Source organism: Robbsia andropogonis, from assembly GCF_000970345.1.
Classification (GTDB): Bacteria; Pseudomonadota; Gammaproteobacteria; order Burkholderiales; family Burkholderiaceae; genus Robbsia; species Robbsia andropogonis.
Genome location: NZ_LAQU01000009.1, coordinates 44,985 through 70,498 on the forward strand (window position 1 = coordinate 44,985; position 25,514 = coordinate 70,498).

24 protein-coding genes are annotated in these 25,514 nt (G+C 60.3%); 10 read left to right on the plus strand and 14 right to left on the minus strand.

What is annotated here, in order from left to right; all coding sequences use genetic code 11:
• Window positions 1-36: 36 nt before the first annotated feature.
• Window positions 37-1,383: an MFS transporter gene (locus WM40_RS10760; protein ID WP_024902276.1), complete on the plus strand. Its 1,347-nt coding sequence runs from the start codon at window positions 37-39 to the stop codon at window positions 1,381-1,383.
• Window positions 1,384-1,504: 121 nt separating this feature from the next.
• Here the strand turns inward: WM40_RS10760 and WM40_RS10765 are convergent, their stop codons facing one another.
• Complete coding sequence (locus WM40_RS10765) at window positions 1,505-2,197, minus strand: TetR/AcrR family transcriptional regulator (RefSeq protein WP_024902275.1); 693 nt, start codon at window positions 2,195-2,197, stop codon at window positions 1,505-1,507.
• 292 nt (window positions 2,198-2,489) lie between these two features.
• Here WM40_RS10765 and WM40_RS10770 point away from each other — a divergent pair, with 292 nt between their 5' ends.
• Window positions 2,490-2,957 (plus strand): DUF4188 domain-containing protein, encoded by a 468-nt coding sequence (locus WM40_RS10770; RefSeq protein WP_024902274.1) that lies wholly within the window; start codon window positions 2,490-2,492, stop codon window positions 2,955-2,957.
• A gap of 31 nt (window positions 2,958-2,988) precedes the next feature.
• Here WM40_RS10770 and WM40_RS10775 read toward each other — a convergent pair whose 3' ends face one another.
• Window positions 2,989-4,167: an acyl-CoA dehydrogenase family protein gene (locus WM40_RS10775; protein ID WP_046152900.1), complete on the minus strand. Its 1,179-nt coding sequence runs from the start codon at window positions 4,165-4,167 to the stop codon at window positions 2,989-2,991.
• A gap of 168 nt (window positions 4,168-4,335) precedes the next feature.
• On the opposite strand from WM40_RS10775, the gene WM40_RS10780 reads away from it, so the two are divergent.
• Window positions 4,336-5,277, plus strand: coding sequence for a LysR family transcriptional regulator (locus WM40_RS10780; RefSeq protein WP_024902272.1), 942 nt, complete (start codon window positions 4,336-4,338; stop codon window positions 5,275-5,277).
• 68 nt (window positions 5,278-5,345) lie between these two features.
• On the opposite strand, the gene WM40_RS10785 is transcribed toward WM40_RS10780, so the two are convergent.
• The gene (locus WM40_RS10785; RefSeq protein ID WP_024902271.1) at window positions 5,346-6,122 is read right to left on the minus strand and encodes a class II aldolase/adducin family protein; all 777 of its coding nucleotides are present in this window, start codon (window positions 6,120-6,122) and stop codon (window positions 5,346-5,348) included.
• A gap of 273 nt (window positions 6,123-6,395) precedes the next feature.
• Window positions 6,396-7,385 carry a LysR family transcriptional regulator gene (locus WM40_RS10790; RefSeq protein WP_046152865.1) on the minus strand — a complete coding sequence of 330 codons (990 nt, stop codon included), beginning with the start codon at window positions 7,383-7,385 and terminating at the stop codon, window positions 6,396-6,398.
• 222 nt (window positions 7,386-7,607) lie between these two features.
• Between WM40_RS10790 and WM40_RS10795 the strand changes: the two genes are divergently transcribed.
• The 5 genes from WM40_RS10795 to WM40_RS10815 are packed head-to-tail and all read left to right on the plus strand — an operon-like array spanning window position 7,608 to window position 12,142.
• Window positions 7,608-8,636 carry a PDR/VanB family oxidoreductase gene (locus WM40_RS10795; RefSeq protein ID WP_081764790.1) on the plus strand — a complete coding sequence of 343 codons (1,029 nt, stop codon included), beginning with the start codon at window positions 7,608-7,610 and terminating at the stop codon, window positions 8,634-8,636.
• A gap of 52 nt (window positions 8,637-8,688) precedes the next feature.
• Complete coding sequence (locus WM40_RS10800) at window positions 8,689-10,032, plus strand: aromatic ring-hydroxylating oxygenase subunit alpha (protein ID WP_024902268.1); 1,344 nt, start codon at window positions 8,689-8,691, stop codon at window positions 10,030-10,032.
• The gene (locus tag WM40_RS10805; protein WP_024902267.1) at window positions 10,032-10,547 is read left to right on the plus strand and encodes an aromatic-ring-hydroxylating dioxygenase subunit beta; all 516 of its coding nucleotides are present in this window, start codon (window positions 10,032-10,034) and stop codon (window positions 10,545-10,547) included. Before WM40_RS10800 ends, WM40_RS10805 begins: the two co-directional genes overlap by 1 nt.
• A gap of 7 nt (window positions 10,548-10,554) precedes the next feature.
• Window positions 10,555-10,950: a tautomerase family protein gene (locus WM40_RS10810; protein WP_024902266.1), complete on the plus strand. Its 396-nt coding sequence runs from the start codon at window positions 10,555-10,557 to the stop codon at window positions 10,948-10,950.
• Between the two features lie 55 nt (window positions 10,951-11,005).
• Entirely contained in the window at window positions 11,006-12,142 is a 1,137-nt protein-coding gene (locus tag WM40_RS10815) for an amidase (RefSeq protein ID WP_024902265.1), read from the plus strand.
• Window positions 12,143-12,234: 92 nt separating this feature from the next.
• On the opposite strand, the gene WM40_RS10820 is transcribed toward WM40_RS10815, so the two are convergent.
• The 4 genes from WM40_RS10820 to WM40_RS10840 all read right to left on the minus strand — a co-directional run bounded on the left by WM40_RS10820 (window position 12,235) and on the right by WM40_RS10840 (window position 15,403).
• Window positions 12,235-12,750 (minus strand): flavin reductase, encoded by a 516-nt coding sequence (locus WM40_RS10820; RefSeq protein ID WP_024902264.1) that lies wholly within the window; start codon window positions 12,748-12,750, stop codon window positions 12,235-12,237.
• Window positions 12,751-13,102: 352 nt separating this feature from the next.
• Entirely contained in the window at window positions 13,103-13,858 is a 756-nt protein-coding gene (locus WM40_RS10830) for an SDR family NAD(P)-dependent oxidoreductase (RefSeq protein WP_046152866.1), read from the minus strand.
• Window positions 13,859-13,867: 9 nt separating this feature from the next.
• Complete coding sequence (locus tag WM40_RS10835) at window positions 13,868-14,233, minus strand: hypothetical protein (RefSeq protein WP_024902262.1); 366 nt, start codon at window positions 14,231-14,233, stop codon at window positions 13,868-13,870.
• 27 nt (window positions 14,234-14,260) lie between these two features.
• Window positions 14,261-15,403: an acyl-CoA dehydrogenase family protein gene (locus WM40_RS10840; protein WP_036008006.1), complete on the minus strand. Its 1,143-nt coding sequence runs from the start codon at window positions 15,401-15,403 to the stop codon at window positions 14,261-14,263.
• Window positions 15,404-15,808: 405 nt separating this feature from the next.
• On the opposite strand from WM40_RS10840, the gene WM40_RS10845 reads away from it, so the two are divergent.
• On the plus strand, window positions 15,809-17,293 hold the full coding sequence (locus tag WM40_RS10845) for a PAS domain S-box protein (RefSeq protein WP_024902260.1): 1,485 nt from the start codon (window positions 15,809-15,811) through the stop codon (window positions 17,291-17,293).
• Window positions 17,294-17,345: 52 nt separating this feature from the next.
• Here the strand turns inward: WM40_RS10845 and WM40_RS10850 are convergent, their stop codons facing one another.
• From WM40_RS10850 to WM40_RS10875, 6 genes are all read right to left on the minus strand, one after another.
• Window positions 17,346-18,125, minus strand: coding sequence for a class II aldolase/adducin family protein (locus tag WM40_RS10850; protein WP_024902259.1), 780 nt, complete (start codon window positions 18,123-18,125; stop codon window positions 17,346-17,348).
• A gap of 97 nt (window positions 18,126-18,222) precedes the next feature.
• On the minus strand, window positions 18,223-19,362 hold the full coding sequence (locus WM40_RS10855; protein ID WP_046152867.1) for a ketopantoate reductase family protein: 1,140 nt from the start codon (window positions 19,360-19,362) through the stop codon (window positions 18,223-18,225).
• Window positions 19,359-20,180 (minus strand): ABC transporter ATP-binding protein, encoded by an 822-nt coding sequence (locus WM40_RS10860; protein ID WP_024902257.1) that lies wholly within the window; start codon window positions 20,178-20,180, stop codon window positions 19,359-19,361. The genes WM40_RS10855 and WM40_RS10860 overlap by 4 nt, the downstream gene beginning before the upstream one ends.
• A 32-nt stretch (window positions 20,181-20,212) precedes the next feature.
• A complete protein-coding gene (locus WM40_RS10865; RefSeq protein ID WP_082102597.1) occupies window positions 20,213-22,162 on the minus strand; it encodes a branched-chain amino acid ABC transporter ATP-binding protein/permease in 1,950 nt (649 codons plus the stop codon).
• Window positions 22,163-22,173: 11 nt separating this feature from the next.
• Complete coding sequence (locus WM40_RS10870) at window positions 22,174-23,211, minus strand: branched-chain amino acid ABC transporter permease (protein ID WP_036007952.1); 1,038 nt, start codon at window positions 23,209-23,211, stop codon at window positions 22,174-22,176.
• Window positions 23,212-23,217: 6 nt separating this feature from the next.
• Complete coding sequence (locus tag WM40_RS10875; RefSeq protein WP_081764789.1) at window positions 23,218-24,393, minus strand: ABC transporter substrate-binding protein; 1,176 nt, start codon at window positions 24,391-24,393, stop codon at window positions 23,218-23,220.
• 344 nt (window positions 24,394-24,737) lie between these two features.
• Between WM40_RS10875 and WM40_RS10880 the strand changes: the two genes are divergently transcribed.
• The gene (locus tag WM40_RS10880) at window positions 24,738-25,418 is read left to right on the plus strand and encodes a response regulator transcription factor (RefSeq protein ID WP_046152902.1); all 681 of its coding nucleotides are present in this window, start codon (window positions 24,738-24,740) and stop codon (window positions 25,416-25,418) included.
• The last annotated feature ends 96 nt before the right edge of the window (window positions 25,419-25,514 follow it).

Here is a 25,514-nt window from a genome sequence, read left to right on the forward strand (position 1 = left end):
GTTCATTCCTGCAATAAAGATGCAAAGGGCAGACAGATGGCACATGCAAATAACAGTATGTCGAGCTCGGTGACCTGCTCTGGCGGAAAATGGAATCTCGTCGTTGCCCTCTGTTTCGGCGTGATCGTGACCGAAGGTTATGATTCCGCCGTAATGGGTGCCATCGTTCCGGCGTTGATGCATTATGGTCCGTGGCAATTGGGGCCGGCCGAAATTGGCGCAATGAGTAGCGCGGCGTTATTCGGTACGTTGATCGGCTGCTATCTGATCAGCGTCATCGGCGACTTCGCCGGACGCAAGCCATTGTTGATCGGCTGCGTTACGCTGTTCTCACTGTCGATGGTGGTGTCCGCGCTGGCGCCGAGCCCGTTATTCTTTACACTGGCGCGCGGCGTTGGGGGGCTCGGCCTTGGTGGTGTCATCTCGGTCAGCGCCGCCTTGACCGTCGAATTCTCGTCCCCTGAACGCAAGAACTTCAATTTTGCCTTGATGTATTCAGGCTATTTCGTCGGTGCTTTGCTGTCGGCGCTCGTGGCGCTGTTTTTCATGGAAAAGTACACATGGCGCTTCGTCATCGCAGTAGGCGGCCTGCCACTGTTGTACTTGCCGGTGTTGTTGCGCTTGCTGCCGGAATCGCCGCTCCATCTGATCTCGCGCGGCCGCGTGACCGAGGCGCGTGAGATCGCCAGGCATCACGGACTGTCGTTGGAGTCGCTGGTGGCATCTAACCATGCGGAAGCCGACAAACCAACGATTGGCCGCTTGTTCCGCGAGATATTTCTGTCAGGCAACTTCTTCGCCACCACGTCTTTCTGGATTGCGCAAATTGCCGCCGTTCTGAATCTCTATGGGATCGGCACCTGGTTGCCCCAGATCATGCGTCAGATGGGCTATAACTTGGGGTCAAGCCTGGCGTTCCTGGCGACGTTCATGCTGGGCTCGGGAATCGGCGGCATCCTGATTGGCCGATACGCCGACCGGTTCGGGCCACGCAAATCCGTCCTGCTGACCTATACATTCGGCGCTGCCTGCCTCATCGCGCTATCGATGAAAAGCGGGATGATCGTGACGTATTGCCTGATAGCCCTTGCCGGTCTAGGTACCGGCGGCGTTGCAATGGTACAGCTCGGGCTGATCGCGAATTACTACGCGCCCCATGCGCGAGGAACCGCCACGGGTTGGGCGGCCGGCGTCGGTCGCTTTGGCGCGATGGCGGGCCCGCTGGTCGGAGGTTTTATCCTGCGCCAGGAAATCAACGTTGCATGGAACTTCTATATTTTCGCCGCGGCCGCGGTCTGCGCCGGCATCGCGACGTCAATCGTTCCGCCACGAAAGGCAAGCGACGAAGAAGCCACCGCCGTTGCAGCGTTGCAGCGTGGTTGATATCGCATACGCGACGCATTTCTCACGCGCTCGGTTGGCTGCGGACATGACATCGACCCTGTTGATAGCACCACATGGTACCCGCGGTCCACGGCACATGCGCATGGAAACGTCTTGCCGCTTAACGCGCTTTGCCGTTGCCGACGGGTGCGTTTGACAAGCGTCCGCCCCCCGCTGCAAGGATCGTATCGAGCAACATCATCGCCTCCCCACGGTCGGGCAGGCTCTCGGTGATGACGTCTAGCCGGCCATCGATTTTCAGCATCGCGAACCCGTGAGCAAGTGACCATGCGGTAACCAGTCGTGCTGCCCGATCTATCGGCAAAGTGCCATCGACCGTGGGGTGTGCATCCACCGCATCACGAAGCACCGACGATGCCGCGGTCATCGCCGCACTCAGGCTTGGCCTCTGCAAATCGAGGCGTTCGCTACGGAACATCAGAACAAACAGCCCGGGATGATCGATCGCAAACGCGACATACGCTCGCCCCAGTGCCGCCAGTTTTTCTTCCACCGTCTCCGCAACCTGCACCGCATCGAGAAGACGTCGCTCGAATCGTCGGAATCCGACAGCCGCCAATTCGCTTAGCAGTCCTGCAACATTCTCGAAGTGATTCTTTGGTGCTGCATGAGAGGCGCCGGCTTCGCGCGCCGCCGCGCGCAACGTCAGTTGGTCGATGCCGTCCCTTGCGAGTATTCGCTCGGCGGCCTCCAGCAGCGCTTCGCGCAACGCTCCATGGTGATAAGGACGTTCACGACGTTCGGTTGATCCGCGTCGCTTGGTGGCGATCATCCCCTGTGTCGGTTTGTTCACGCTTCTCCACCTTACATATTGACATCGTCAATTTTAGCTTGACGCGCCACAAAAGCCTATCTAATCTTAATATTGTCACTGTCAACATAGATCGCCAAATGCCTATTCCATAGGATCTGCCACGCATGGCAGCTTTCTCGCCTTACGTCCATTGTCGGAATTTCTGGCGGTATATCCCCAAAGGGCGCAAGTCACCAACATTACAGCGTCACTACCCTCGCCGGCTTGCACGAATACTGTCCAGCGCGCACACAAGGGGGTACGCAATACTCTTTTCAGAGGTCAGGTCGCCATGATGAATAAAGCGCGCGTCACAGCCCGATTCGAGGGCGATTTTGTGGTGTTTTTAATTGGCATGCGCATCAATGCGCCTCTTAAAGTACACAAATGGCTACCGGTCACGGCAGCCATGCCGCGGATGATCAAAGAGCTCTCGCGTCAACCCGAGTTGGGTTTCCTGCACGCGGAGATGTGGTTGGGCCGCACCACGATCATGGTGCAATACTGGCGTTCGAGGGAGCAACTGCTGGCCTATGCCAAAGATCGCAAAGCCGCCCATTTACCCGCCTGGCAGGCCTTCAACAAGGCGATTGGAACGGACGGATCAGTCGGCATCTGGCATGAAACCTATATGGTGTCGCCAGGTCGACATGAGAATATCTACGTCAACATGCCGCCGTTTGGCCTCGGAAAGGTTGGCGTCCTGCAACCAGCGACAGGCGGCAGACAATCGGCGGCAGGTCGCCTGCGCGGCGACTGAGGCATACCGCGCGTCGCCCGCGATGCCATGCTTACGGATAAGGCATGTTTGGCGGGATGCCAACGAACAGTGACCCGGCACCGTCATACACCGCTTCGTTGAGGAAGGCGTGTTGCGTCACCACCATCGCGTCGCGTACCATTTTTTGCAGCGGATGCTTGCGATAAATCGCGGCGATGCCACCCAGGCGATGCGCTTCCTGCACGATATCGGCGCAGGTACGCGCTGCGTGGACCGCGCTTAATCGCAGCAGATTGGCCTGTTCCTGCGATACTGGATCGCCTGCCAGAATCGTTTCCCATGCGGATTCGGCAGCATCGTAGAAGAACGCGCGCGCGCCATGCCATTGTGCTTCAGCCTTGGCCAGCGCGCTGCGATAATAGGCGCGATCCGCCAGACGCGGCGCACCCGTGGTCGTCTTCGTGCCACCGGACATCTCGATGATCTTGTCGAGCGCCGCGCGAGCAATCCCCACGTTGCAGGCCGCATGCACTTGCGCCTGATACGACACCGCCGGATAGCGATACAGCGGCTCATCGATCAGCGCGGAGGTCCCGCGTGTGAACGTCCAGGGGTCGGCAACGAACTGACCCGTTGCTTTCAGATCATGGCTGCCGGTGCCTTCCATGCCAAACACATCCCAGTTATCGACGATCTCCAGCGTCCCCGCGCGAAACACCGCGGTCAACGGCTTCCCGGCCGCCGCGCCGCCCCCGCTCGCCGCGGTCCCGCCAATGCCCACACCGTGCCAGTCCGCGCCCTTGCAGCCACTGGCGAAGTGCCATTGCCCACTGACTTGCCAGCCACCCTCGACACGCTCCGCCGGTTGCAACGGATATAAGCCGCCGGCGAAGACCTGGTCCGGTCCGGTGCGATAGATCGCTTCCTGCGTGTCCAACGGCAACGCCGCCAGATAGACGTTGGCGGAACCGAACGCGGCGACCCACGCCGTCGATCCGTCGACGATCGCGATCTTCTCCAGAATACGGAGGAACTCCGCCGGTGCCCTGGCATCGCCGCCGAACCGTTGCGGCGTGCTGGCGCGATAGATACCTGCGCGCTTCATCTGCAGAACCATATCGCGCGTCACATGGCCTCGCTCGTCGAATTCGTCCCGGCGCGCGCGAACCATCTCCAACAGATCCGTCAGCGGCAATGCGCCCAACGTTGCAATCACATCGCCCGGATGCGCACCATCGCCCTGCGCCATCGCTTGATATCCGTCACGTGCGGTCATCGTCGTCTGCTCGCTCAAAGTAAGGTCAAAACACGGCGGAGAAATCGCATCGAGATCGGGTTCCGGCACCGTGGCGGTTACAACGGAATAACGATAGAATTTGGCGGCGCATGCGTCAAATTCACACCAATAATGAAAACCATGAAAATGAATCATCCCTCATTTCACGAGATACCGGATTTGAATCTGCTGCGGGTATTTCTGACAATTTGGGATACGGGTAATTTGACGCTTGCTGGCGAACGGCTCGGTTTGACGCAATCCGCAGTCAGTCACGCCTTGCGTCGCCTCCGCACGCTGTTCGATGATCCCTTGTTCGTTCGCGCGCCCTCCGGTGCCGCGCATGCGATGGTGCCCACCACGGCGGCCAAGCGCCTGCACGATCCGGTAGAGGCTGCCTTCTCATTAATCGATCGCGCCCTCCAGGAGCACGGTGACTTCGATCCACAACGGGTCCAGCGAACATTCCGACTGTCGATGTCGGACATGTCCGCTTACTACCTACTGCCAGCACTGCTCGCGCTTCTGGAAAAAGAGGCACCTGGCGTGCGTCTTGATGTTACCCAGTTGTCGGTGGAGGCGCTCGGAATGGCCATGCGCGCGGGTGAGATCGATATCGCCCTCGGATATTTGCCCGGACTGCATGAGGAATGCCGACGAAGGGTATTGTTCAACGACGATTCCGTCTGCCTGGTGCGCCGCGATCATCCCGTGCGAGAAGACACGCCCAGCGTCGATGTCTTGAACCGCTTGCATTATCTCTATGCCAGCAGTAACACCACGGGACACTACCTAGCCGAACGGATGCTCAGCGAGCACGGCCTTGACCGCAACTTCGTCGTGCGGCTGCCACATTTCACGGTGGCGCCGGAAGTGATCCGCAATACCGATCTGGCCGTGATCTTCCCCCGTAGCATCGCTGAGCGCTTCAATCATGGCGGCGAGTTTCGACTGCTTACCCTCCCTTTTACCCTACCGAGTATCGACGTCCAACTGTATCGCCACGAACGCTTCGAACGCGACACCGGGATCACGTGGCTGTACGACCAGATCACGACGTTGCTCACGCCGGCGGCCGCGTGAACCTGTCGCGCGACAAGAGCGCGCGTCCAACGACATGAGGCCAAGAACGGCCCCCACAATATCGGCAGTTACTGTCGATAGCTCGTATCGATGCGATCCAGACGACGTATTAGCGCGTCGAGCACTTGGTCACCGCCACGGAAACGCGGATCGTACTGAAGCGCATCCTTCGTCGATTGCGCACTGATGTCGTGATGCACCGGGATGATGTTGCCACGCATCGAATGCGTCGCAACCTGAATTTCACAGGCGCGATTCAGCGTCCAGATCAGCACGAATGCGTGACCCAACGTCACACCATGCGACAACAGCCCATGGTTGCGCAGGATCATCAGGTTCTTGTTTCCCATCGAGGCGATCATCCGCGACTTCTCGCCGTCATGTACCGTCGTGCCTTCGAACGTGTGATACGCAATCTTGTCGTGCAACTGCGACGAATAGATGTTGTGATCGACCAGCCCCTCCTCCATGCACGCCACGGCCACGCTCTCCGTCGTATGAATGTGCATCACGCAATGCGCGTCGGGCACGGCTTCGTGCACAGCACTGTGGATCGTCAGGCCAGCAGGATTGACCGGATACGCACTGTCGCTGAGGATATTCCCCTTCAGATCGATCTTGACCAGGTTTGACGCGGTGATTTCATCATAGGCCAGGCCGAACGGATTGATCAACAACTGATCTCGCTCACCCGGTACCCGCAGCGTGATGTGGTTGAAAATCAGCTCGTGCCAACCGATCATGAAAAACACCCGATACGTGGCGGCAAGCCGCAACCTTGCCTCCCACTCCTCGGCGCTGCAATTGATCGGCGGGGAGATGGCGGTGTTTTGATCGCGTTGCATCGGGGGTCACTCCTATAAATACATTCTGAATTCAGTTAATGCGGGCGTGATGATACGCCATTGCCATGCAGCGTAGGACCATCAGCCGCGAAGAACAAATCGATCAAATATCCCACGCCCTATAAGTAGCCTTGATATTTGCCGTGCGTTCCAGCCGGCTTGCACTATCGCGGCCGGCGTATCTGCCCGTTGCGCGGTGCGATCGCCCTCCGGCTCATACCGGTGCGGCAACCCGTATATACGGGCTTCCAGTGTATGCGGCATCCTGTACTGTCACACGATTGCCGGCCCGACCACTTCGGTGATTAACTCCCGGAACCACGTGTTACCGTCGTCGGCGGCGAAATGGGCGTGCCAATGCAGGGTCACCTGCACCGCCGGCAACGGCACGGGCAAATCGAAGATATCAAATGCGCCACTGCGCTGGAAAATTTGCGCCAGCCGCCTCGGAATGGTGGCGAGATGATCCGTGACCGCGAGCACCGCAGGCAGCGACGCAAAATGGGAGAGATCCAACGCCACATTGCGCGTCACCCGACGGGCACGCAAGGCATCATCGATACCCATATGGCTATGTTCCAGCGAGTTGACGCGCACATGCGATGCGCGCAGATAGTCCGCGAGTGGCATGATGCCGATGCTGCCCGTCGACTTACCGTCCGAATGCGACGTCGCCAATGCCGTCGCGGCGATGCGCCCTTTTGTGACCGTACTGCCGCCCGTCCGTTTTGCGCGACACATGCAAACGTAGTCTTCCTCGAACAATACCGCACTCTCGGTCTGCATCAGCAATTCCGGCAGGTGACCAATCGCACAATCCAGCCGGCTGCTGCGCAAGCGCTCGCCGATCAACGCGATGGGCGTGGGCACCACCTGGATCGATACACGCGGCGCCCGTTCCTGCAGCACCTCACATACGCGTGGCAGATATCCCAATTCACCGGCATCGGATAGCGAAAGCCGAAACGTCCGGCTGCTCGTCAGCGGATCAAAGCGCTCGGCATAGCGGAATGCCTCGCGCACCGTCTCCAGGGCCCGCGACACGATTGCCGACACCTCCAGCGCGGTCGGGGTGGGCTGCATGCTCGAACGCGTCCGGATAAATAACGGATCGTCGAACAACGTTCTGAGACGGCCAAGGGAATAACTGACGGCGGGCTGCGACAGCCCCAGGCGCTGGCCCGCCCGCGTCAAGCTGCCCTCCTCGATGATCGCCTGGAAGACGCGCAGCAGGTTCAAATCGACGTGGTCAATAGCATTCATGGCGGCATCCGGTGGGTGGGTGCAACATAGGCCGGGGTCCGACAGTCCGGCATGTCTCGTCTATTTATGGGACGGCGTATTGGGTTTATGGGACGGCGTATTGGGGGCATCAAATAAATTGAATTTATTTACCTATCCATTTTTTATAGATTTGACGGATTTGTCAAACCTTCCTAACCTAGGTCCTCAAGCCGTTTCGCGATACAGCGAAGGAAGCACACCATGACGTCCCCCAGCCTGTCCCCCGTTCTTCGTTCCCCGTCCGCGACGGCGAACGTGCCTGCACGCATCGCGGTACGCGTTGATCAGGTGATCGACGAAACCGACGACATCCGGGTGTTCCACATCAGCCGGGTAGACGGGACGCCGTTCGATGCCTATGAAGCCGGCGCGCATGTCGACGTCATCCTGCCGGACGCACCAGTACGCCAATATTCGCTCTGCGGCCAGCCTGCCAATCGGCAAACGCTGTGCTTCGCGGTCAAGCGGGAGGCGCATTCTCGCGGCGGCTCGCGTGCCATTCATGAACGACTCACCGTTGGCAGCAAAATCGACGTCAGCGTTCCGCGCAACCTGTTCCGGCTCAGCGATGGCGCACGCGAGCATGTGTTGATCGCGGCCGGCATCGGCATCACGCCATTGCTCAGCATGGCGTATCACTTGTTGGCACTGCCCGATTCCACCTTTACGCTGCATTACTTCGTGCGCTCCACGGCGCAAGCGGCGTTTGTACCGCTGCTGACGTCCGAACCGTTCGCCAGGCACGTCGTGATGCATGCAGGCGTGGCGCCCGAGGCACTCGACGACGAATTGGCGAAGATTTTCCAGAGATGTGGTTCGGATGCACACGCCTACACCTGCGGCCCTGGTGCATTCATGGATCACGTCATGGTGGTGGGCGAACGCACGCACCCGGCGGATAACCTGCATCTCGAACGCTTCAGCGCCGAGCCCGCACCAATGGTCGCGGATACCCCCGCACCCGGCGCTTTCGACGTCGTTCTGGCAAATAGCGGACAACGGGTGACGGTAAGCGCCGGGACAACGATCGTCGATGCCCTGGCCGGCATCGGCATCGAAATCGACACGTCCTGTGGGGAAGGCATTTGCGGCACCTGCATCGTCGACGTCGTCGATGGCGAACCGGATCATCGCGATCACTGCCTGAGTAAAGCGGAACGCGCGGCGAACAAGACGATTTGTTGTTGTGTATCACGGGCGAAGAGCGCCGTGATCACGTTGGACATTTAAGGTTTGCCCCCGTAGCCCCCCACTGCGGGGCCTTTTTTCCGAGAGTTGAATAATGAGCGATTCGTCCCTTCACATCATTGATTGCACGGCGCTGAAGGATCGCGGTGCCATGCACGCTCGCGCCGGCACCGACCGGATCGCCCCGTCGATGTATCACGATCCGGCGCTGTTCGAAGCTGAGCTCGAGCACATCTTCTACAAGACCTGGATCTGGGTAGCGCATGAAAGCGAAATCCCGAACGTCGGGGATTTCCGGACGACGACCATCGGCCGTCAACCCGTGATTGTCGTACGTGACAAGACTGGTCAAGTGCGCGTCTTGCAGAATCGTTGCCGCCACCGTGCGGCCACGGTCTGCGAACAACACAAAGGCAACGCAAAAGGTTTTACCTGCCCCTACCACAGTTGGAGCTATGGCCTCGATGGTGCCCTGCGCGCACTGCCATACGGCGATGGCTATGAAGGAGTGATAGAGAAAAGCGAACTGCCACTGGTCAGCTTGCGGGTGGGCATGTATGCCGGACTGATCTTTGCAAGCTTCAACGAAGACATCGAACCGCTGGAAGATTTCCTCGGCGGCGCAAAACCGTGGATCGACCTGTTCATGAAACAAGGCGCGGGCTATCCGGTGAAGGCAAACGGCGAGCACAAGTTCAAGTTCAAGGGCAATTGGAAAATCCAATTGGAGAACACGACGGACCTTTATCACTTCCCCGTGGTACATAAGTCATGGTTGAAGTCGATCGATGCGGAAACCGAGAAGATCGTCACCAGCTTCATGACCGACGACGGGGCATTCTGCCGTGGCCTCGGTAATGGTCATAGCCTGGCCGTATTGATGCCGAACCTGGTGGACCTTGACAAGGACGATGGCGCGCCGCTGCCGGAACGCTTCACGCCGCTGATCGAGAAGCTGTCCGGCAGGCATTCGCCGGAAGCAGTACGACGCATCGTGCGGTCACTGCTCGGCGTGGGATTCAACCTGAACCTGTTCCCGAATCTGGCGTTATCGATGGCGTTCTTTCGTGTGCTCCGTCCCCTCTCGGCCGAGGAAACGGAAATTCGTCACGTCGCGCTGGGCATGGATGGCGGACCGGACGAGGCAAACCAGGAGCGCCTGCGCATTCACGAACACTTTCAAGGCCCGTTCGGCTTCGGCAGCCCGGACGACGCCGAAGCGTGGGAACGGGTGCAGCGCGGTGCCCATGCCGGCCCCGACGTGCCGATTCTCGTTAATCGCGGCCTGAATCGCGAAGCCCGGTCGGACAATGGCGAAACCACCGCGCACTCCACCGACGAGACGGGCATGAGAGAGGCGTACAAGATGTGGCGCAAGATGATGGAAGATGGTGAAGCCGCGGCGGCAGCGCGTTCGGGCGGCACGGAGAAAGCGTAATGAACAACAATGACATGACGATAACCGCGACCTCCGCCGCTTTTGCCAGTGCGATTGAATTGATCTGGCGCGAAGCCGAACTGCTGGACAAGAAGGACTACCATGCCTGGCTTACGCTGTGGACCGAAACCGGCCATTACACGGTGCCGATCGACCAGCAGACCACGGACTTCGCCAGCACGTTGAACTACGTCTACGACGACCACGTCATGCGCGGCCTGCGCGTGGAGCGAATGACGTGTGGCTTCTCCTCTTCGGCAAGCGACGCGGCGCGTACCGTACGTTCGGTGTCCCGCTTCACGAAGGGCGGCGAGCCCGACGCCGACAACATTATCGAAGTGCGCTCGGCGCAGATTGTCGCGGCCTGCAAGCGCGGTGTGACGACGATGTTCGCGGCCGACCTGACACATCGCATCGCCCTGGGTGTGGCACCCGGTGACGCGAGAATCGTCGACAAGGTGATTCGCCTGGTCGACTCAGAAGAAGCACTGAACGCCATCGGTTTCCTGCTCTGAACCAACGATGCCGACATTGCAGATTCACCTTGCGCAGGGTCATGACGCCTCGCAGAAAGCCGCGCTGATCGCGGCCCTGAGCCACGCCACCGTAGAAGCGCTGACGGTACCAATCGAATCCGTGCGCATCATGATTGAAGATTATGCGGCAATCGATCACGGTGCGGCAGGCAACGCGGTCCCCGCCGCCGCGTCGCGCGCCGAAGCGCCATCGCCCATTGTCTTCGCCTTATTGATCGCCGGTCGTACGGCGGCGCAAAAGGCCGCCTTGATCGCGCAGATCGATCGCGCCTGCGTCACCGTGCTCGGCGCCACCCGTGAGCCGAGCCGCATCTTCATCAAGGACATCCCGAATACCGATTTCGGATTGGCGGGCCAGACCGCGCGGTCGCTGGGTCGATGACGCATAGGACGTACTGCATCCCGGGCGCCCGTGCGCCCTTTCGCGGAGCGATGACATGAATGAACTTGTTTCCACCTTCACGCTGGCGCCGGCGGCACCGAACGGCCTGTCGATCGTCGTCAAGGACACGATCGACATCGCGGGCATGCGCACCGTGGCCGGCAGCCGCGCATTGGCCGAGGTCGCGCCCGCCACGCGACACGCCGACGTTGTCACCCGGCTGCTCGACCGTGGCTGGACGATCACCGGGAAGGCGAACATGCACGAACTCGCCTTTGGCATGACTGGCATCAATGCCTTCACCGGAACAGCCACGAATCCGCAGGACCCTGCGCGCGTACCGGGCGGTTCATCGAGCGGCAGCGCCGCTGCCGTGGGCGCGGGGCTGGCCAATGCATCGCTCGGCACCGATACCGGTGGGTCCATACGTGGTCCGGCCGCCTGCTGCGGCGTCATCGGCCTGAAACCCACGTTTGGACGCGTCAGTCGCGTGGGCGTGGCGCCGGACTATACGACACTCGACTGCGTCGGTCCGTTCGCACGCGACATGGACATCATCGAGCGTGTGATGCAAGCGCTGACCGACGATTTCGACATGGAGAGCACACAGCGCGCCGACGGTCGATATCGCCTCGCCGTCTTGCAACCGCCTTGTAACCCGACAATCGCCCAAGGCGTGGCGAACGCGATCGCCGCGACCGGGCTGGACACGCTGTCGGTCATGCTGCCGGATATGCCGGACGCATTCGATGCGGGCCTGACGATCATCAACACGGAAACGGCGCAGGCCTTTGGTCACTTGACGAACCGTGGTCTGCTGCAAGCCGATCTGGAAGCGCGTCTCGATAACGCCAAAAAAACCACGGAAGACGCCATTGCCCGCGCCGAAGCAGTCCGTAGTCGCTTTACCCAGGCCGTGGATGCGATCCTAGATCAGGCAGACGTACTCGTCATGCCGACCATGCCGGAACTGCCGATCACGGTGGCGCAGGCGTTGGCCGGTGTATCGGTAATCAATGTCTCAGCACTGATTCGCCCCTTCAATCTCAGCGGCCATCCCGCGCTGAGTCTGCCGGTGCCATTGCCCGGTCTGACCATCAAGGGAGGATTGCAGATCATCGGTCGACATGGCGCCGACGAGATGGTCTGCGCGGTCGCTCGCGTATTCGAGTCAGCATTGAAAACGCCGTGAACGGCACATTCCCACACGGTTGATAGAGAGAGAGACAGCGTGCATGTCGCACCCTGTCTCTTTTTGCATCGTGGCGACGCCCGCCATGCACATCATGGGGTGTGCGCCGCCACGCGCGCCAGCGAATGAAATGCCCGCGCGAAATAGACGAGCCCATCGCGGTCCGGTTGCAATGTGATGCGTTCGATTCGCACGAAAAACACCGAGTGGGTACCCACCTGCTTGCATTCTTCGATCACGCCTTCCAGCGCTGCCACGGCGCTGGACAATACCGGTACGCCGGTGTCACCCATCCGCCAGTCACACGTTGCAAAACGCTCCTCGATCGATCCACCTTGCGCGCCGGCGAACACCATTGCCGTACCCTGGCATGTCCCTGACAGCATATTGACTGCGAGGCGGCCGTTCTTCGCAAGTACATCATGTGCCCGCGCCTGCTGGTTGATGCACAGCAGCAAGGTGGGTGGCGTATCGGTCACGGAGCAGACCGCACTCGCGGTGATGCCGCATAGTCCTGCTTCGCCATCGCTGGTGATCACATTGACACCGGCCGGCAATGACGCCATCGCGTCCCGGAATTGCAGCCGGATGGCTTCCGTATCGACCATGATTCCTCCCGATATTCTCGACGTCGCCGCACCGGCAACCCACCATCACAATACGGTTCGTTATGCAGAAGGTCAAACAAGCGACATTCATGACGTAAAGTCACCCGGCTCATTCTCTTGCGAGCCAATGTCGCGCCGCTGCCTTCACCACTTCATGCCAATGACATTTCGCTGATGATGTCCGTACCCGCAACGGGGCGCGTCACACCGCCTTCATGCGGGTTGCCGATGAAGGCAGGCCCGCATGCCTCATCCGTCACGGGCCTCCGATGCCGACTGCCGCTGGCGCACGGCCCGCGGGCGGGAGGCGCAGCGGGAAAGCCACATAAAACGCGATTGCGGTCGTCGCCCGTCATCGCATGTACAAACCGCCGTTTATATCCCAGCACGCGCCTGTCGCGAAATACGCGTTTTCCGCGGCGAGCATGATCACCGCCTCCGCGATATATTCCGGCGCTCCCAAACGGCCGGCGGGGATGTTCGCAATGACCTGCCGCAGTCGTTCCGGCGGTACACTCTGGTGCACGATCGGCAGATCCAGCGGGCCGGGGGAGACCGCGTTAACCGTCACGCCCAACGGTCCCAGGTCACGCGCGAACACCTTCGTCAAGGTCAACACCCCACCCTTCGCCGCGGCATAATGGGCGCCGGTCGCGGACCCGCCGTTTTGTCCGGCGAGCGAGGCTATGTTGACGATCCGGCCAACCTTGTTCACTCCGAAATAGGTGCCGAACACCTGGCAGCCAAACAACACGCTACGCAGGTTCACATTCATTACCAGATCAAATTGCTCGGCAGTGATTTCCATCACCGGAACGACTTGTGTCGTACTGGCGTTGTTGACCAACACGTCGATCCGGTTCCAGCGCGACAGCATCGCATCGCGCGCCGATTCAAATGCGGCCTTCGACGTGACGTCCAGCGGTAGCGCAAACGCAGTGCTCCCGTCCGCACTCAATTCGGCGGCTACCTTGATTGCCTCGTCCACCGCGATGTCGCCGATGGCGACGCGATAGCCGGCGCGATGAAAGGCACGCGCAATGACTTCGCCAAGACCGCGTGCACCACCAGTGACCAGAACGACGCGTGACGCTTCCGTGTGCCTCATCCGCGCCTCCTATTGCGCATCCGCCGGGACGGTCAGCGCGCGGCCGACGCGCGCCTCGATCTTGCCGTACCGCCAGAGGTTATGCTCACCAACGTGTGTCGTGCGGTACAAATTGCACACCGCCGTCACGGTCTCGAAATCCTTGACGTCGGCCATGATGTAGAACGTCCAGTTATTCGCATCGCCGTTCCCTACGACCAGACGGTCATCATCCATGATACCGAGTACGGATACCCCTTCCATCTGCTCGACCGACTTCAACATCTGGCCATACGCCCGCCAGACCGTGCTGATCTGATCGCGCGGCAAATCGAAAAAATTCTGTGTCACGCTGCAGCAGAAAAGGACGCGCAGCGGCGTTACGGTTTCACTCATGACAGGTCGATCCTTTGAGAAACGTGTTTAGATATAACCCGGGAACGGGGTAGCGCCCACATAGACCGCACCAGCGCCTTCGTAAATCCCTTCGCCAAGAAACGCATGCTGGGTCACCACCATTGCATCACGCATCAATTGCTGGAGGCGATGCGATGAATAGATTGCCGCAATGCCGCCCAGCCGATACGCGCTCTGTACCACATCAGCGCCCGCAAACGCGGCCTCCGCCGCGGTCAAGCGCAATTGGCTGACCTGGTCGGGCGTGGGGTGATTCCCTCGCGCGATATCGTCCCACACCGCTTCCGTGGTCTCGTAGAAAAAGGCCTGAACACTACGCAAGCGCGCCTCCGCCTTGCTTACGCCGATCTTGAAATAGGCGCGGTCGGCAAGTTGCGGCGCGCCGGTGTTGGTCTTGCGGGCACCCGACATCTGATTCACCGTATCCAGCGCTGCCCGGGCCAGGCCAAGATTCACCACCGCCAGCACCTGCGCGGCATACGCGATCGTCGGATAACGGTAAAGCGGTTCATCCACCTGGGTCTGCCCGCCACGCACGAACGTCCATTCCTCGGGCACGAACCTGTCGCGCACGCATAAGTCATGGCTACCGGTCCCCTGCATGCCCACGACATCCCAGTTCTCGACGATCTCGACGTGCGATGGCGGCAGGATGGCCATTCGTGGCTTTGTGCCCGGGGCACCGCCAATCCCGACGCCAAGCCAGTCGGCGCCCTTGCAACCGCTTGCGAAGCGCCAGCGGCCGTTGACGCGATAGCCACCGGGCGTCACGGTCGCCGGTTGCACGGGAAACAACCCTCCGGCAAACGCCTGATCCGGCCCCGATGCATACAGGATCGCCTGCGTTTCCAAAGGCAGCGCCGCAAGATAGACATTTGCCGATCCGAAGCTTGCCACCCAGCCCGCCGAACCATCGGCCTCGGCAATGCGTTGAATCATCCGAAGAAACTGCGCCGGCGGCATCGGCGTACCGCCAAAACGCCTTGGCGTGGCGGCACGATAGAGATGCGCGCGCTTGAATAAATCGATCACGTCACGCGGCACATGTGACAGTCGCGTGAATTCGTCGCGGCGTGCAACGATGTGCTCGCATACGCTATCGAGCGATAACGGCGTATCGGTCGGGCCCGCCCCCAGACCCTGCGTCATCACGGGAATCGACAAATCGACGGCATCACAAACACTCCTCACGTCAGACAGGGTGGCCGCATGGCGCGTCGTATCGGATGTCATTCTAAAACCTCGTATCGAAAAAACGGCAATATCGTGTCGCGACGTGATGACAACGACGCAAGGTGATGACGTCGAGTGTAGAAATACCATAAATGCGCGGCAATTGGGACTGTGCAGCGTGCGTTAAAGAAAGCGAGCGGTCCAACTAAAGATTTCCCTAATACTCGTGAATGGAACATCGCACGCAACCCGGAATCACGCTCGAACATCCCTCGGCCCCAACAAAAATCACGTCATTTCGCGCTATGATTTGGAGATAAATCAGGTTAAGCCACGCGTGCGCGAGACCTGCCCGTGCCGTCTCGCACCCCTCGGAAAACGATGACATTCGCCCTGCAAGACAGCGATCGCCTGGCGATGCTGCAGTCCCTGAAAACGTGCATTCTGCTGCACGACGCCCAGAGCAAGGACATCCTCTGGGCGAACGCCGCCGCCTGCACGGCGCTGGGCTTCACCGTGGAAGAACTGTTGCCGCTGAAAGCACCAGATATGACGCGTAACGAAGAGAAATATCGGCGCGAGGTAGGCCGCCAGTGGCTCGAGGATGCGGTGCAAAAAGGGGAATGCATCGTGCAATGGCCCTATCGCGCGAAAGACGGCACGGAAATCTTCTCGGAAGCAGTCGCGACCCGCGTAACGCTGCACGACCGCGATGTCGTGATGGTGCAGTTCAGGGACATTGCAGCCGAAGAGCGCATCAAGCAGGACTTGCGACGACTGGAAACGCGACTGAAGGAATTCATGCAGGACCTCACGGAAGGCATTGCCGTGGTGGATGCCGACGGCACGATCCGCTATCTCAGCGAATCCGCGCGACCGTTGCTCGGTCTACGGGACGACGACCCCGAACCGACGAACTTTTTTTCACTCGGCGCGGCCGACGATTCGCTGCTTTTGACGAGACGCCTGGCGCAAGCCGCGGAAGGCAAGACACCGCCGACCTTCCGCTATCGTGCCGTGGTTCGCGACGGCAGTGTACGCTGGCATGACGCCACCTGTCGTTATGTGGCGCTCGATGAAGAATGGAGCGGTATCCTGCTGCACTTTCGGGATGTCACAAGCCAGGTTGCCGAACAGGAGGCAGCAAGGCTGAACGAACGCGCTCTCGAATACATGGCACGTTATAACGCCATGGGAGAAATGGCGATGACGTTGTCCCATGAATTAAGTCAACCACTGGCATCGGCGCGTAATTTCATTGAAGGTGGCATGCTGCGCTTGCAAGCCGGCACGACCCCTGCCCCGGACGTGATCTGGGGCATGCAGAATGCCATGAAGCAAATGGAGCGCGCCACAAGCATCATCAAAAGCGTGCGGGACTACGTCGTCAAGCTCGAACAGGTGGTGGAAGACATCGACCTGAACGCTGTTGTCAATGATGTCTACTACTTCCTGCGCCTGCGCGCGCGCGAGGAAGGCGTCCGTATTGAAACACGTCTCGATGAACACCCCCTGCTGGTACGGTGCGAGAAAGTATTGGTCGGTCAGGTTATCCTGAATTTCGCGTTCAATGCGATGGAAGTGATGCGTGAACTGAAACAAAAGCAGCGGGTGGTGACACTCCAGACCACGCGCGTGGGCGATCGGGCTCAACTGACCGTCTCGGACCTCGGTACCGGGCTGGGGCCGAATGTGCAGAGCCGGATCTTCGACGGCTTTTTCACGACAAAACCGTCCGGCAACGGCCTGGGCCTGTCCGTGTGCAAGAACATCATTGCCCGGCACGACGGTGACGTATGGGCGGAGCCGCACGCCCCGAATGGTACGACGTTCGGCTTTTCTTTACCGCTGAAACATGGCGCGTGATATCGGTCCGCACGGACGCATGAGACGCAACCGCGACATGAAATGCGTTACATCAGCGTGTGCGTCCGGCCTTCATCTTTCGCACCGTGGCATCGAACAATAGGATGGCGAAGCGGTCGTTCTGAATCAACTGCGCCGCGAGGTCGGCGCATCGCGTCTTGACCAGATCATCCAGGGCCACATCCGGGCCCGGCAGCGCGCCCGCCTGGCACTGAATCTCGGCGGCACGCTGTACGGTCCAAAGCAACATGAACGTGCCAGGAATGTCTTTCTCACACACTGCAACACCATGATTGCGTAGTACCAGCACATGCCTGGGCCCCAGGCTCGCCAGCATCCGCTCTTTTTCTTCTGCAAACAGCGTGATGCCTTCGAATGCATGGTACGCAACACGACCGAACAACTGCGCGCCGTAAAAATCGTCGTGACGAAAACCACCTTGCTTCAACGCGATTGCGGACACCGGCGTGGTGTGCGTATGCACAATACAATGCACATCTTCGCGCGCACCATGAATAGCGCTATGCAATGCGAACCCCGCCGGATTGGCCGGATAGTCTGATGGCTCGACCAGCTTGCCGTCCAGGTCGACCTTCAGCAGGTTTCCTGGCGTGACCTCGCTGTAGTTGAGTCCAAATGGATTGACCAGATAATGACCGTCCGTGCCCGGCACCCGAACGGAGATGTGGTTGAAGATCAGTTCCGTCCAACCGAGGTAATCGACGAGGTGATAAAAGTGCGTCAATTGCTCTCGTAACGCCCATTCGTTTGCATCGATATGCGCCGGGCGCGGAGCGGATTCCGCGGCCAAGGGGGGGGCAATGTCGTTCATGAAAGTCTCGCCTTTACTGGTTGCATCTTGTGAAGCGGCTGGCGGCATTCGCGCGGAAGCAATAGCAAACGCCCCTGCATGTCCCGGCCGAATACGGTCAGGGGCGCGGCGCGCTGGACACGTGGCGGCGCACGAGGCCAAGTACCGAGGTTGTCACTGGCATCGCGACATCGGCACGCGTGGCCAGCTCAAGCACCGCGTCACCAATCGCGCCCATCTCCAATGGTCTGCCACGTTCCGCGTCTTGCAACATCGAGGTTTTTACCGCCCCCATGCCCCGGCAACGCGCCAGGAACGCATCGTCTTCGAACGGTAGGGAAACCGAAAGCGCCTTACTGAGCGCTCGGATTTCCTGCAACATAGGCCGCACCGTCAGCAACAGATCAGGCTCGCCATAGATCTGTTCCAAGGTTGCGCCAGTCAGCACCGATAGCGGATTCGACGTCAAGTTACCCGCGAGCTTGGCCCATATGTCTGCGCGGATATTCGCACTGCGATGCGTGACGATCCCGGCGTCATTGAACCCCGCCGCGATGCAGAACAAGGACATCTCGGTACTGGCATCGCCATCATGGCCAACGTCATCCGTCTCTCCGATGCCACCGATAATCAGCCGATGCGGATTATTCGCGACATAAACGCCCGCCGAGGGCGTATGGCCGGTCATATAAACAACGGCGCCGACAATGCGCTCTGGCGCAATACACCGTGCCAGCAGACCTTCGGGGTCCAACGCGGCAATCGGACGCGCGATCATCGCGTGCGGCTTGGTGGTGTGTACCGTGGCGGCGTCAGCGCCGCGCGTGCCCATTCCCTGGAAATACCACCACGGCACACCGTTGACGAGGGGCATGACCCGCGTACCCTTTCCTAATAGCGGCGGCACCATCGATGCCACCCCGGGCAACGCGTGCGCCTTCACCGCCGTGATCACCAAGTCTTGCGGACCGATCGCCGCGGCGCTCGCTTCCCGCATCACGACGGCACCGTCTTCGACATGCGGCGCGCTGTCGTAGGCGGCGAGACGGGCCTGGTGCATGCCATCGAGATCGCTCAGAGAAGCGGGTCCTTCATGAAGCGCCTTGAGCGTCGCACCGCGTGTCAACACGCTGACCATGTGTCCCGCACAAGCAAGACGTACGGCCAAGGTGCCACCGATGGCGCCGGCGCCCACTACCGTGATACGTAATGCGCGACGCGCCCGCTTCGCGTTATCGAGAGGCGTATCCCGTGTCATATGCGACCCACTTGCTCGACCCGCGCCGTCTGCCCCGGCGCAACGACGGCACCGGGTTGCGGATGGCACGTCTGCCCCTCTCCGCCGGCTTTTCCGAGATAGATCGCCGTCACGCGCGGGTCCGCGGCGACATCCGCGGCCGGGCCGGCCACCGTCACGCGCCCCATCTCGAGTACGTACGCATAATCAGCAATCCGCAGCGCGGCGCGCGCGTTCTGCTCCACCAGGAGAATGGATACACCACGCTCACGCAACGTTTGCACGATACGGAAGATCTCCTTGACGATGAGCGGCGCCAGTCCCAGGCTTGGCTCATCAAGCATCAGCAGCGCGGGCCGCCCCATCAGCGCACGGCCGATGGCGACCATCTGGCGCTCGCCACCGGACAGCGTGCCCGTCAGTTGCTTACGCCGCTCACGCAAGCGCGGGAAGAGCCCATAGACCGCTTCCAAGTCCTGAAGGTGATCGCGATGCCGACGTCGATGAAACGCACCCAGGACGAGATTGTCCTCGACCGACATTTCCAAGAACAGTTCGCGCTTTTCCGGCACCAGATTCATCCCGGCGCTGACCATCTCCTGCACGTCGGGATGCGCATACCGCTGCCCCGCGAACCGGATGCCACCCTGGGAAGGCAATAGGCCCATCAGCGCCGATAGCAACGTCGTCTTGCCCGCGCCGTTCGGTCCGATGACCGTCACGATCCGCCCGCGCCCGACCGTCAACGAGACGTCTTCCACCGCGCGGACCTTGCCATAGCTGACGCTCAGGCCGTCCGCCTGCAACATCGCCGCGTCATCGCGGTTGGATGCCGCCATCCTGTCCACTTGCGCTTGTCGCATGGGTGCGTTCATGCTTCACCCTCCCCGAGATAGGCACGCTGTACGACAGGGTCATCCTGGATCGCAGCCGGCATGCCCTCCGCGATTTTCTTGCCGAACTCCATGACGATCACTCGATCCACCAGGTTCATGACGAATGCCATGTCGTGCTCGACGAGCAGAATCGCCAATCCCTCAGCTCGCAAGCTGGTCAACAACGTCGCCAGTTCCTGTTTCTCGTGATAGCGCAAACCGGCGGCCGGCTCATCCAACAGCAACAAACAAGGATCCGAAGCCAACGCCCGTGCAATCTCCAGCAGGCGCTGCTGCCCCAACGCAAGCGTACCGGCTTCCTCGAACAGGTAGCGACCTAATCCCACGCGCGTCAGTTGCTGCGCCGCTTCCGCAAACAACCGCCTCTCCTCTTCCCGATCTAGGCGTAGCACGGCACGCGCGATACCCGCTTCGCCGCGTCGATGCGCGCCCAACGCCACGTTTTCAAGCACTGTCATCTTCGGCAGCAAGCGCACATGCTGGAACGTCCGACTCATGCCACGTCGCGCAATATGTCGCGCGCCCCGGCCCGCCACCTGTTCGCCACGGAACAACACCTCACCACTGGTTGGCGTATCAACACCGGAAAGCTGATTGAACATCGTGCTCTTGCCAGCGCCGTTCGGTCCGATCAATGCCAGAATTTCACCGGCATGAACACTCAGACTCATCGCATCGTTTGCAACCAGTCCACCGAAGCGGCGCGTTACCTCGGCGGCCACCAATACCGTTTCACCTCGTTGCGGCAACGGCTTGCGTGGCATGGGCAACGCCTCGGCGAAGGCAGCGTGACGCATGCGGTTCAGGGCGTCGGCGCGTGCCGTCTCCGCGGCTTCCCGTGCCTTGATGGCATCGTGCCCCTGCGCGCCTGCACGACTGGCAGCAACGTCGATACGTTGGCGGACGCGCGCCAGTATCCAACGGTGCAAGCGGCCGCTCGCCTCCAACGCGCCATCACGCGCGTGATGAAGGATCCATATCATGCCGAGGCCGAAAACGATCGTCTCGACGTTTTGGTTCTGTCCGAGCAGACGCGGCATGACATCCTGCAACACATCCTTCAGCAACGTAATGACGCCAGCGCCCAGCAAGGCGCCCCAGACTTGTCCCGTGCCGCCGACCACGGCCATGAAGACATAGTCGATACTCGCGTGAATACTGAACGGCACCGGATTGACGAACTGCTGCATATGCGCATATAGCCAGCCGGACGCACTGGCAAGCATTGCCGCAATCAGGAACGCCGTCATCTTCGCGCGCTGGGTGTCCACGCCCATGGCTTCTGCCATCACCACGCCTCCCTTCAGCGCCCGAATCGCCCTGCCCTCTCGCGACTGCAACAGATTACGCACGGCCCACATGCCGACGCCAAGAAATAGCCAGATAAGGTAGTAGATATGGCGGCCGTCCGTCAGGCTCATCGCACCGATATGAATCGGCGGGATGTTGGCGATACCGCTATTACCACCCAGCATCGGCAAGGCACCAAAACAGAAATACAGGCTCAATCCCCACGCAATCGTGCCCAGCGGCAAAAAGTGCCCCGACAGGCGCAAGGTTGCTCGACCGACTATCCACGCCACGACGATCGTCAGGATCCAGCCGGCGCATAACGTCAGCCAGGGAGACACGCCGACCCACGCGAGCCAGGCCGGCATCGCGTCGGCCTGCGTCGTGAATACCGCGGTCGTGTAGGCGCCAATGCCGACGAAAGCCGCCTGCCCGTAGCTGGTCAAACCGGCAACGCCCGTCAACAAGATGACGCCGACGGTCACGAGCGCATACAAGGCGATGTAGTTGAGCAAGGTGACGTAGAACGCCGGCAACCATTGCGGGGCGGCAAGCAGCGCCACGGCCACAAGTACGATACAGCCACTCCGCAAGCGTGCATTCTTTCGCGATGCGACCGGCGTCGTAGAGGGCATGACGCGCGCCATCAATGTTCCTCCTCGAGCGGCGCGTGTTTGCGCGAACGCCACAGCAATACCGGGATGATCAGCGTGAACACGATGATCTCTTTATACGGGCTCGCCCAGAACGAGGCGAATGCCTCGATCAATCCGACCACCACCGCGCCGGCCGCCGCAACCGGATAACTGACCAGACCACCGATGATCGATCCGACGAAACCCTTCAGGCTGATAAGAAAGCCGGAGTCGAAGTACAGCGTTGTCAACGGAGCGATCACCACGCCGGACACCACACCGATCACCGCCGCGAGAAAAAATGCGGCTTTTCCCGCGAAGACCGGCGAAATGCCCATCAATCGGGCGCCGATGCGATTGAACGCCACCGCACGCAGCGCCTTGCCGTACAAGGTGTGCTCGAACAGTTGGTGAATGGCCACCATCAGCAAGCCGGCCAATACCATGACCAGCAATGCCTGGCTGTCGAGGTTGATACCATCCAACGACAACGGCAGATCGACGAAGGTCGAGGTCCGCGAACCGTCGGGACCGAACAGTAGCAAGGCAAGGCCGACCAGCACGAGATGCAGTGCGATCGACACGATCATCAACGTCAACACGGACGCATCGGCCACCGGTTGATAGAAGAGCCGATACATCGGCGGCGCCATGGGTGTGATGACGGCCAGCGCGAGCATCGCCTGGACCCAGGTCGGCAAGGCCGCCAGCGGCAACACCGCGAGCATGCCGGCGAGGATGACGGGATACGCCAGTTGCCCTGCTTCCGCTGGACGCAGCGCCCACACCCCCCGATGCCGACGACGTGCGATGACATCCGCCGCCACGGACAATACGGACAACACGACGAGCAGCCAGACCACATGCAACGGCCTGCCGTTCTGCATTGCCGCCATCGACAATCCGCCGTATACGACGAATTCGCCTTGCGGGATGAACAGCACCCGCGTCACGCTGAACACCAACAGGATCGACACGGCCAACAACGCATAGATCGCACCGTTTGTCAGCCCGTCCTGCCCGAGGATCATCAGGATTTGTGCGTTCATGAGCCTTTACTTCAGCAACGTCCACTTGCCATTCTTGACGGTGATCATCACGACGCCACGGCGGTCGAAACCGCTGTGGTCATCCGCTGTCATGTTGTACACACCCTGTGTGCCCACCAGATCACGAACGTTCTCCAGCGCATCACGCAGCGCCTTGCGAAACGCAGGCGTTCCAGGCGCCCCGGCCTTTACCGCGATCGGCACGACACGCTGCAACAACAGGCCCGCGTCATAGACGTTCGCGCCGAACGTCGCCGGGGTCTGGCCATAGCGCTTTTTGTAGTCATCGATGTAACGCTGCGCGACGGCTTTCGACGGATTGCTATCGGGAATTTCATCGAGGACAAGCATCGGGCTGGCCGCGAGGATCGTGCTTTCGACCTTGCGGCCGCCCAGTTTCAGGAAGGCGTCGAGCGCGGCACCGTGTGTCTGATAGAACTTGCCTTTGTAGCCCAGATCGACAAGCGTGGTTTCCGGCAGTACGCTCGCGCCGCCCGGTGCGGCGATCAGGATCGCGTCCGGCTTTGCGGCAACCAACTTCAGCGCTTGACCCGTGACGGAGTTGTCGGCACGTTGATAGCGCTCGTTATCCACCACCTTGATGCCATGCGCTTGCGCCAGGCTTGAGAAAACCTTGTACCAGTTCTCGCCAAACGGATCATTCAATCCGATGAAACCGACGGTCCTGACCTGTGTCGCCGCCATGTGATCCACCAGTGCTTTTGCCACCAGGTCGTCGTTTTGCGTGGTTTTGTAGACCCATTTCTTCTGCGGCGTCATCGGCAGCACCACGGCGGCCGTCCCCACCGGAGCGAACATCGGCGTGCCCGATTCGGCGGCGAACTGGATCACGCCCATCGCATTCGGCGATCCGGTCGGGCCGATGATCGCGTCCACCTTGTCCTCGGATAACAGTTTCTTGAAATCGGTCACCGACGCAGTCGGATCACTGCCATCATCCAGCGAGATATAGCTGACCGTCAGCTCACCGATCTTTGCCGGCAACAACGCCACGGTATTGCGCTGCGGTATGCCGACCAGTGCCGTTGGACCGGTGGATGACGTGATCACGCCTACCTTTACCTGCGCCACCGCGGGAAGCGCCATGCTTCCGAGCACGGCAGCCAGCGAGACGAGCGATGCCAACGAAGTCAACTTTGCGGCGGCGAGCGTGCGAACCATGGCGAGAACGATCCTTTCAAGAATAGGCGGCATGCAGGGAGTCTAGAGGGGCTTTTTTTTGGTAGTAATTCTTAAAATCCTGCTCTCGCCTAAAGAAACCTTTAGTTCCAGGCGCACGGCAACACACAAATCGACACCGCGAGCGTTCAACACTTTGAAATACGGGCCGGAACTTTTTTTTCACGCGCGCCGCGTGATATCGTTCCTTCGTATACGCAGCGGTTTCCTGGAAACAGCCGCTACGCCATAGCGCAGTGCCCGCTCGTCGGGTGCCTTCTTTCCTCCACGCGTACGCCACCATGCATGACAACCGCTCGGCACATGGCGCATTGCCCGGACGCGGCATGCCGTCGACCGACTCCGCTGCGCCAGTGGTCTATATCGTCGACGACGACGACGATATGCGCGCCTCACTGGCCTGGTTACTTGGCTCGGTGCATATCGAATCGATCGGCTTTGCCGGTGCCCGCGCCTTCCTTGAACAATTCGATCGAGACCGTGCCGCATGCCTGGTACTGGATGTCCGCATGCCAGAGATGAGTGGTTTTGATTTGCAGGAGGCGCTGCGCAACGCGGACATCGTCATGCCGACCGTGTTCGTTACCGGCCATGGCGATATTCCGATGTCGGTGCGGGCATTGCAGAATGGTGCCATCGACTTTGTCGAAAAGCCTTATAACTCGCAGGAAATGATCGAACGTGTGCAGCGTGCGCTGAAAATGGCGACCGCGCTGCGACAACGCAGTCGGCGCAGTGAAACGCTGCGCCGCCGCCATGCACAGTTGACGCCGCGGGAGCAGCAGGTGTTGAACGGCCTCGTAGATGGCAAGGCAAGCAAGCGGATTGCCGCCGAAATGGGCATCAGCGCGAAAACGGTCGACGTTTATCGCGCCAATATCAAATCCAAATTCGGCACGACGTCGCTCGCCGCCGTGATCCGCGAAATTGCCACCATCATTGATCCGCTCGATTTTGAGGATGCCAGTCGCGCCCTGCCGCTCGGCAACCGCGTCGCCCGCCGTTGACCTGCCAGAATACCCGGCATCTCGAACACCCGGCAATCGCGCTCATTACTTGCACAAGCAAATAGATAGCATGTGGAGCAGATTGCACGCCACAAG

Excerpts from the sequence above, each read along its gene's own strand:
- WM40_RS10775 (WP_046152900.1), bottom strand. The coding sequence starts at position 4,167 with ATGGCGCAGGGCGATGGTGCGCATCCGGGCGATGTGATTGCAACGTTG.
- WM40_RS10880 (WP_046152902.1), top strand. The coding sequence starts at position 24,738 with ATGCCGTCGACCGACTCCGCTGCGCCAGTGGTCTATATCGTCGACGAC.
- WM40_RS10810 (WP_024902266.1), top strand. The coding sequence starts at position 10,555 with ATGCCGACATTGCAGATTCACCTTGCGCAGGGTCATGACGCCTCGCAG.
- WM40_RS10815 (WP_024902265.1), top strand. The coding sequence starts at position 11,006 with ATGAATGAACTTGTTTCCACCTTCACGCTGGCGCCGGCGGCACCGAAC.
- WM40_RS10840 (WP_036008006.1), bottom strand. The coding sequence starts at position 15,403 with ATGACGCAGGGTCTGGGGGCGGGCCCGACCGATACGCCGTTATCGCTC.
- WM40_RS10785 (WP_024902271.1), bottom strand. The coding sequence starts at position 6,122 with ATGCAACGCGATCAAAACACCGCCATCTCCCCGCCGATCAATTGCAGC.
- WM40_RS10820 (WP_024902264.1), bottom strand. The coding sequence starts at position 12,750 with ATGGTCGATACGGAAGCCATCCGGCTGCAATTCCGGGACGCGATGGCG.
- WM40_RS10845 (WP_024902260.1), top strand. The coding sequence starts at position 15,809 with ATGACATTCGCCCTGCAAGACAGCGATCGCCTGGCGATGCTGCAGTCC.
- WM40_RS10875 (WP_081764789.1), bottom strand. The coding sequence starts at position 24,393 with ATGGTTCGCACGCTCGCCGCCGCAAAGTTGACTTCGTTGGCATCGCTC.
- WM40_RS10790 (WP_046152865.1), bottom strand. The coding sequence starts at position 7,385 with ATGAATGCTATTGACCACGTCGATTTGAACCTGCTGCGCGTCTTCCAG.
- WM40_RS10860 (WP_024902257.1), bottom strand. The coding sequence starts at position 20,180 with ATGGCGGCATCCAACCGCGATGACGCGGCGATGTTGCAGGCGGACGGC.
- WM40_RS10855 (WP_046152867.1), bottom strand. The coding sequence starts at position 19,362 with ATGACACGGGATACGCCTCTCGATAACGCGAAGCGGGCGCGTCGCGCA.
- WM40_RS10835 (WP_024902262.1), bottom strand. The coding sequence starts at position 14,233 with ATGAGTGAAACCGTAACGCCGCTGCGCGTCCTTTTCTGCTGCAGCGTG.
- WM40_RS10805 (WP_024902267.1), top strand. The coding sequence starts at position 10,032 with ATGAACAACAATGACATGACGATAACCGCGACCTCCGCCGCTTTTGCC.
- WM40_RS10830 (WP_046152866.1), bottom strand. The coding sequence starts at position 13,858 with ATGAGGCACACGGAAGCGTCACGCGTCGTTCTGGTCACTGGTGGTGCA.
- WM40_RS10795 (WP_081764790.1), top strand. The coding sequence starts at position 7,608 with ATGACGTCCCCCAGCCTGTCCCCCGTTCTTCGTTCCCCGTCCGCGACG.
- WM40_RS10770 (WP_024902274.1), top strand. The coding sequence starts at position 2,490 with ATGATGAATAAAGCGCGCGTCACAGCCCGATTCGAGGGCGATTTTGTG.
- WM40_RS10780 (WP_024902272.1), top strand. The coding sequence starts at position 4,336 with ATGAAAATGAATCATCCCTCATTTCACGAGATACCGGATTTGAATCTG.
- WM40_RS10800 (WP_024902268.1), top strand. The coding sequence starts at position 8,689 with ATGAGCGATTCGTCCCTTCACATCATTGATTGCACGGCGCTGAAGGAT.
- WM40_RS10870 (WP_036007952.1), bottom strand. The coding sequence starts at position 23,211 with ATGAACGCACAAATCCTGATGATCCTCGGGCAGGACGGGCTGACAAAC.
- WM40_RS10865 (WP_082102597.1), bottom strand. The coding sequence starts at position 22,162 with ATGCCCTCTACGACGCCGGTCGCATCGCGAAAGAATGCACGCTTGCGG.
- WM40_RS10850 (WP_024902259.1), bottom strand. The coding sequence starts at position 18,125 with ATGAACGACATTGCCCCCCCCTTGGCCGCGGAATCCGCTCCGCGCCCG.
- WM40_RS10760 (WP_024902276.1), top strand. The coding sequence starts at position 37 with ATGGCACATGCAAATAACAGTATGTCGAGCTCGGTGACCTGCTCTGGC.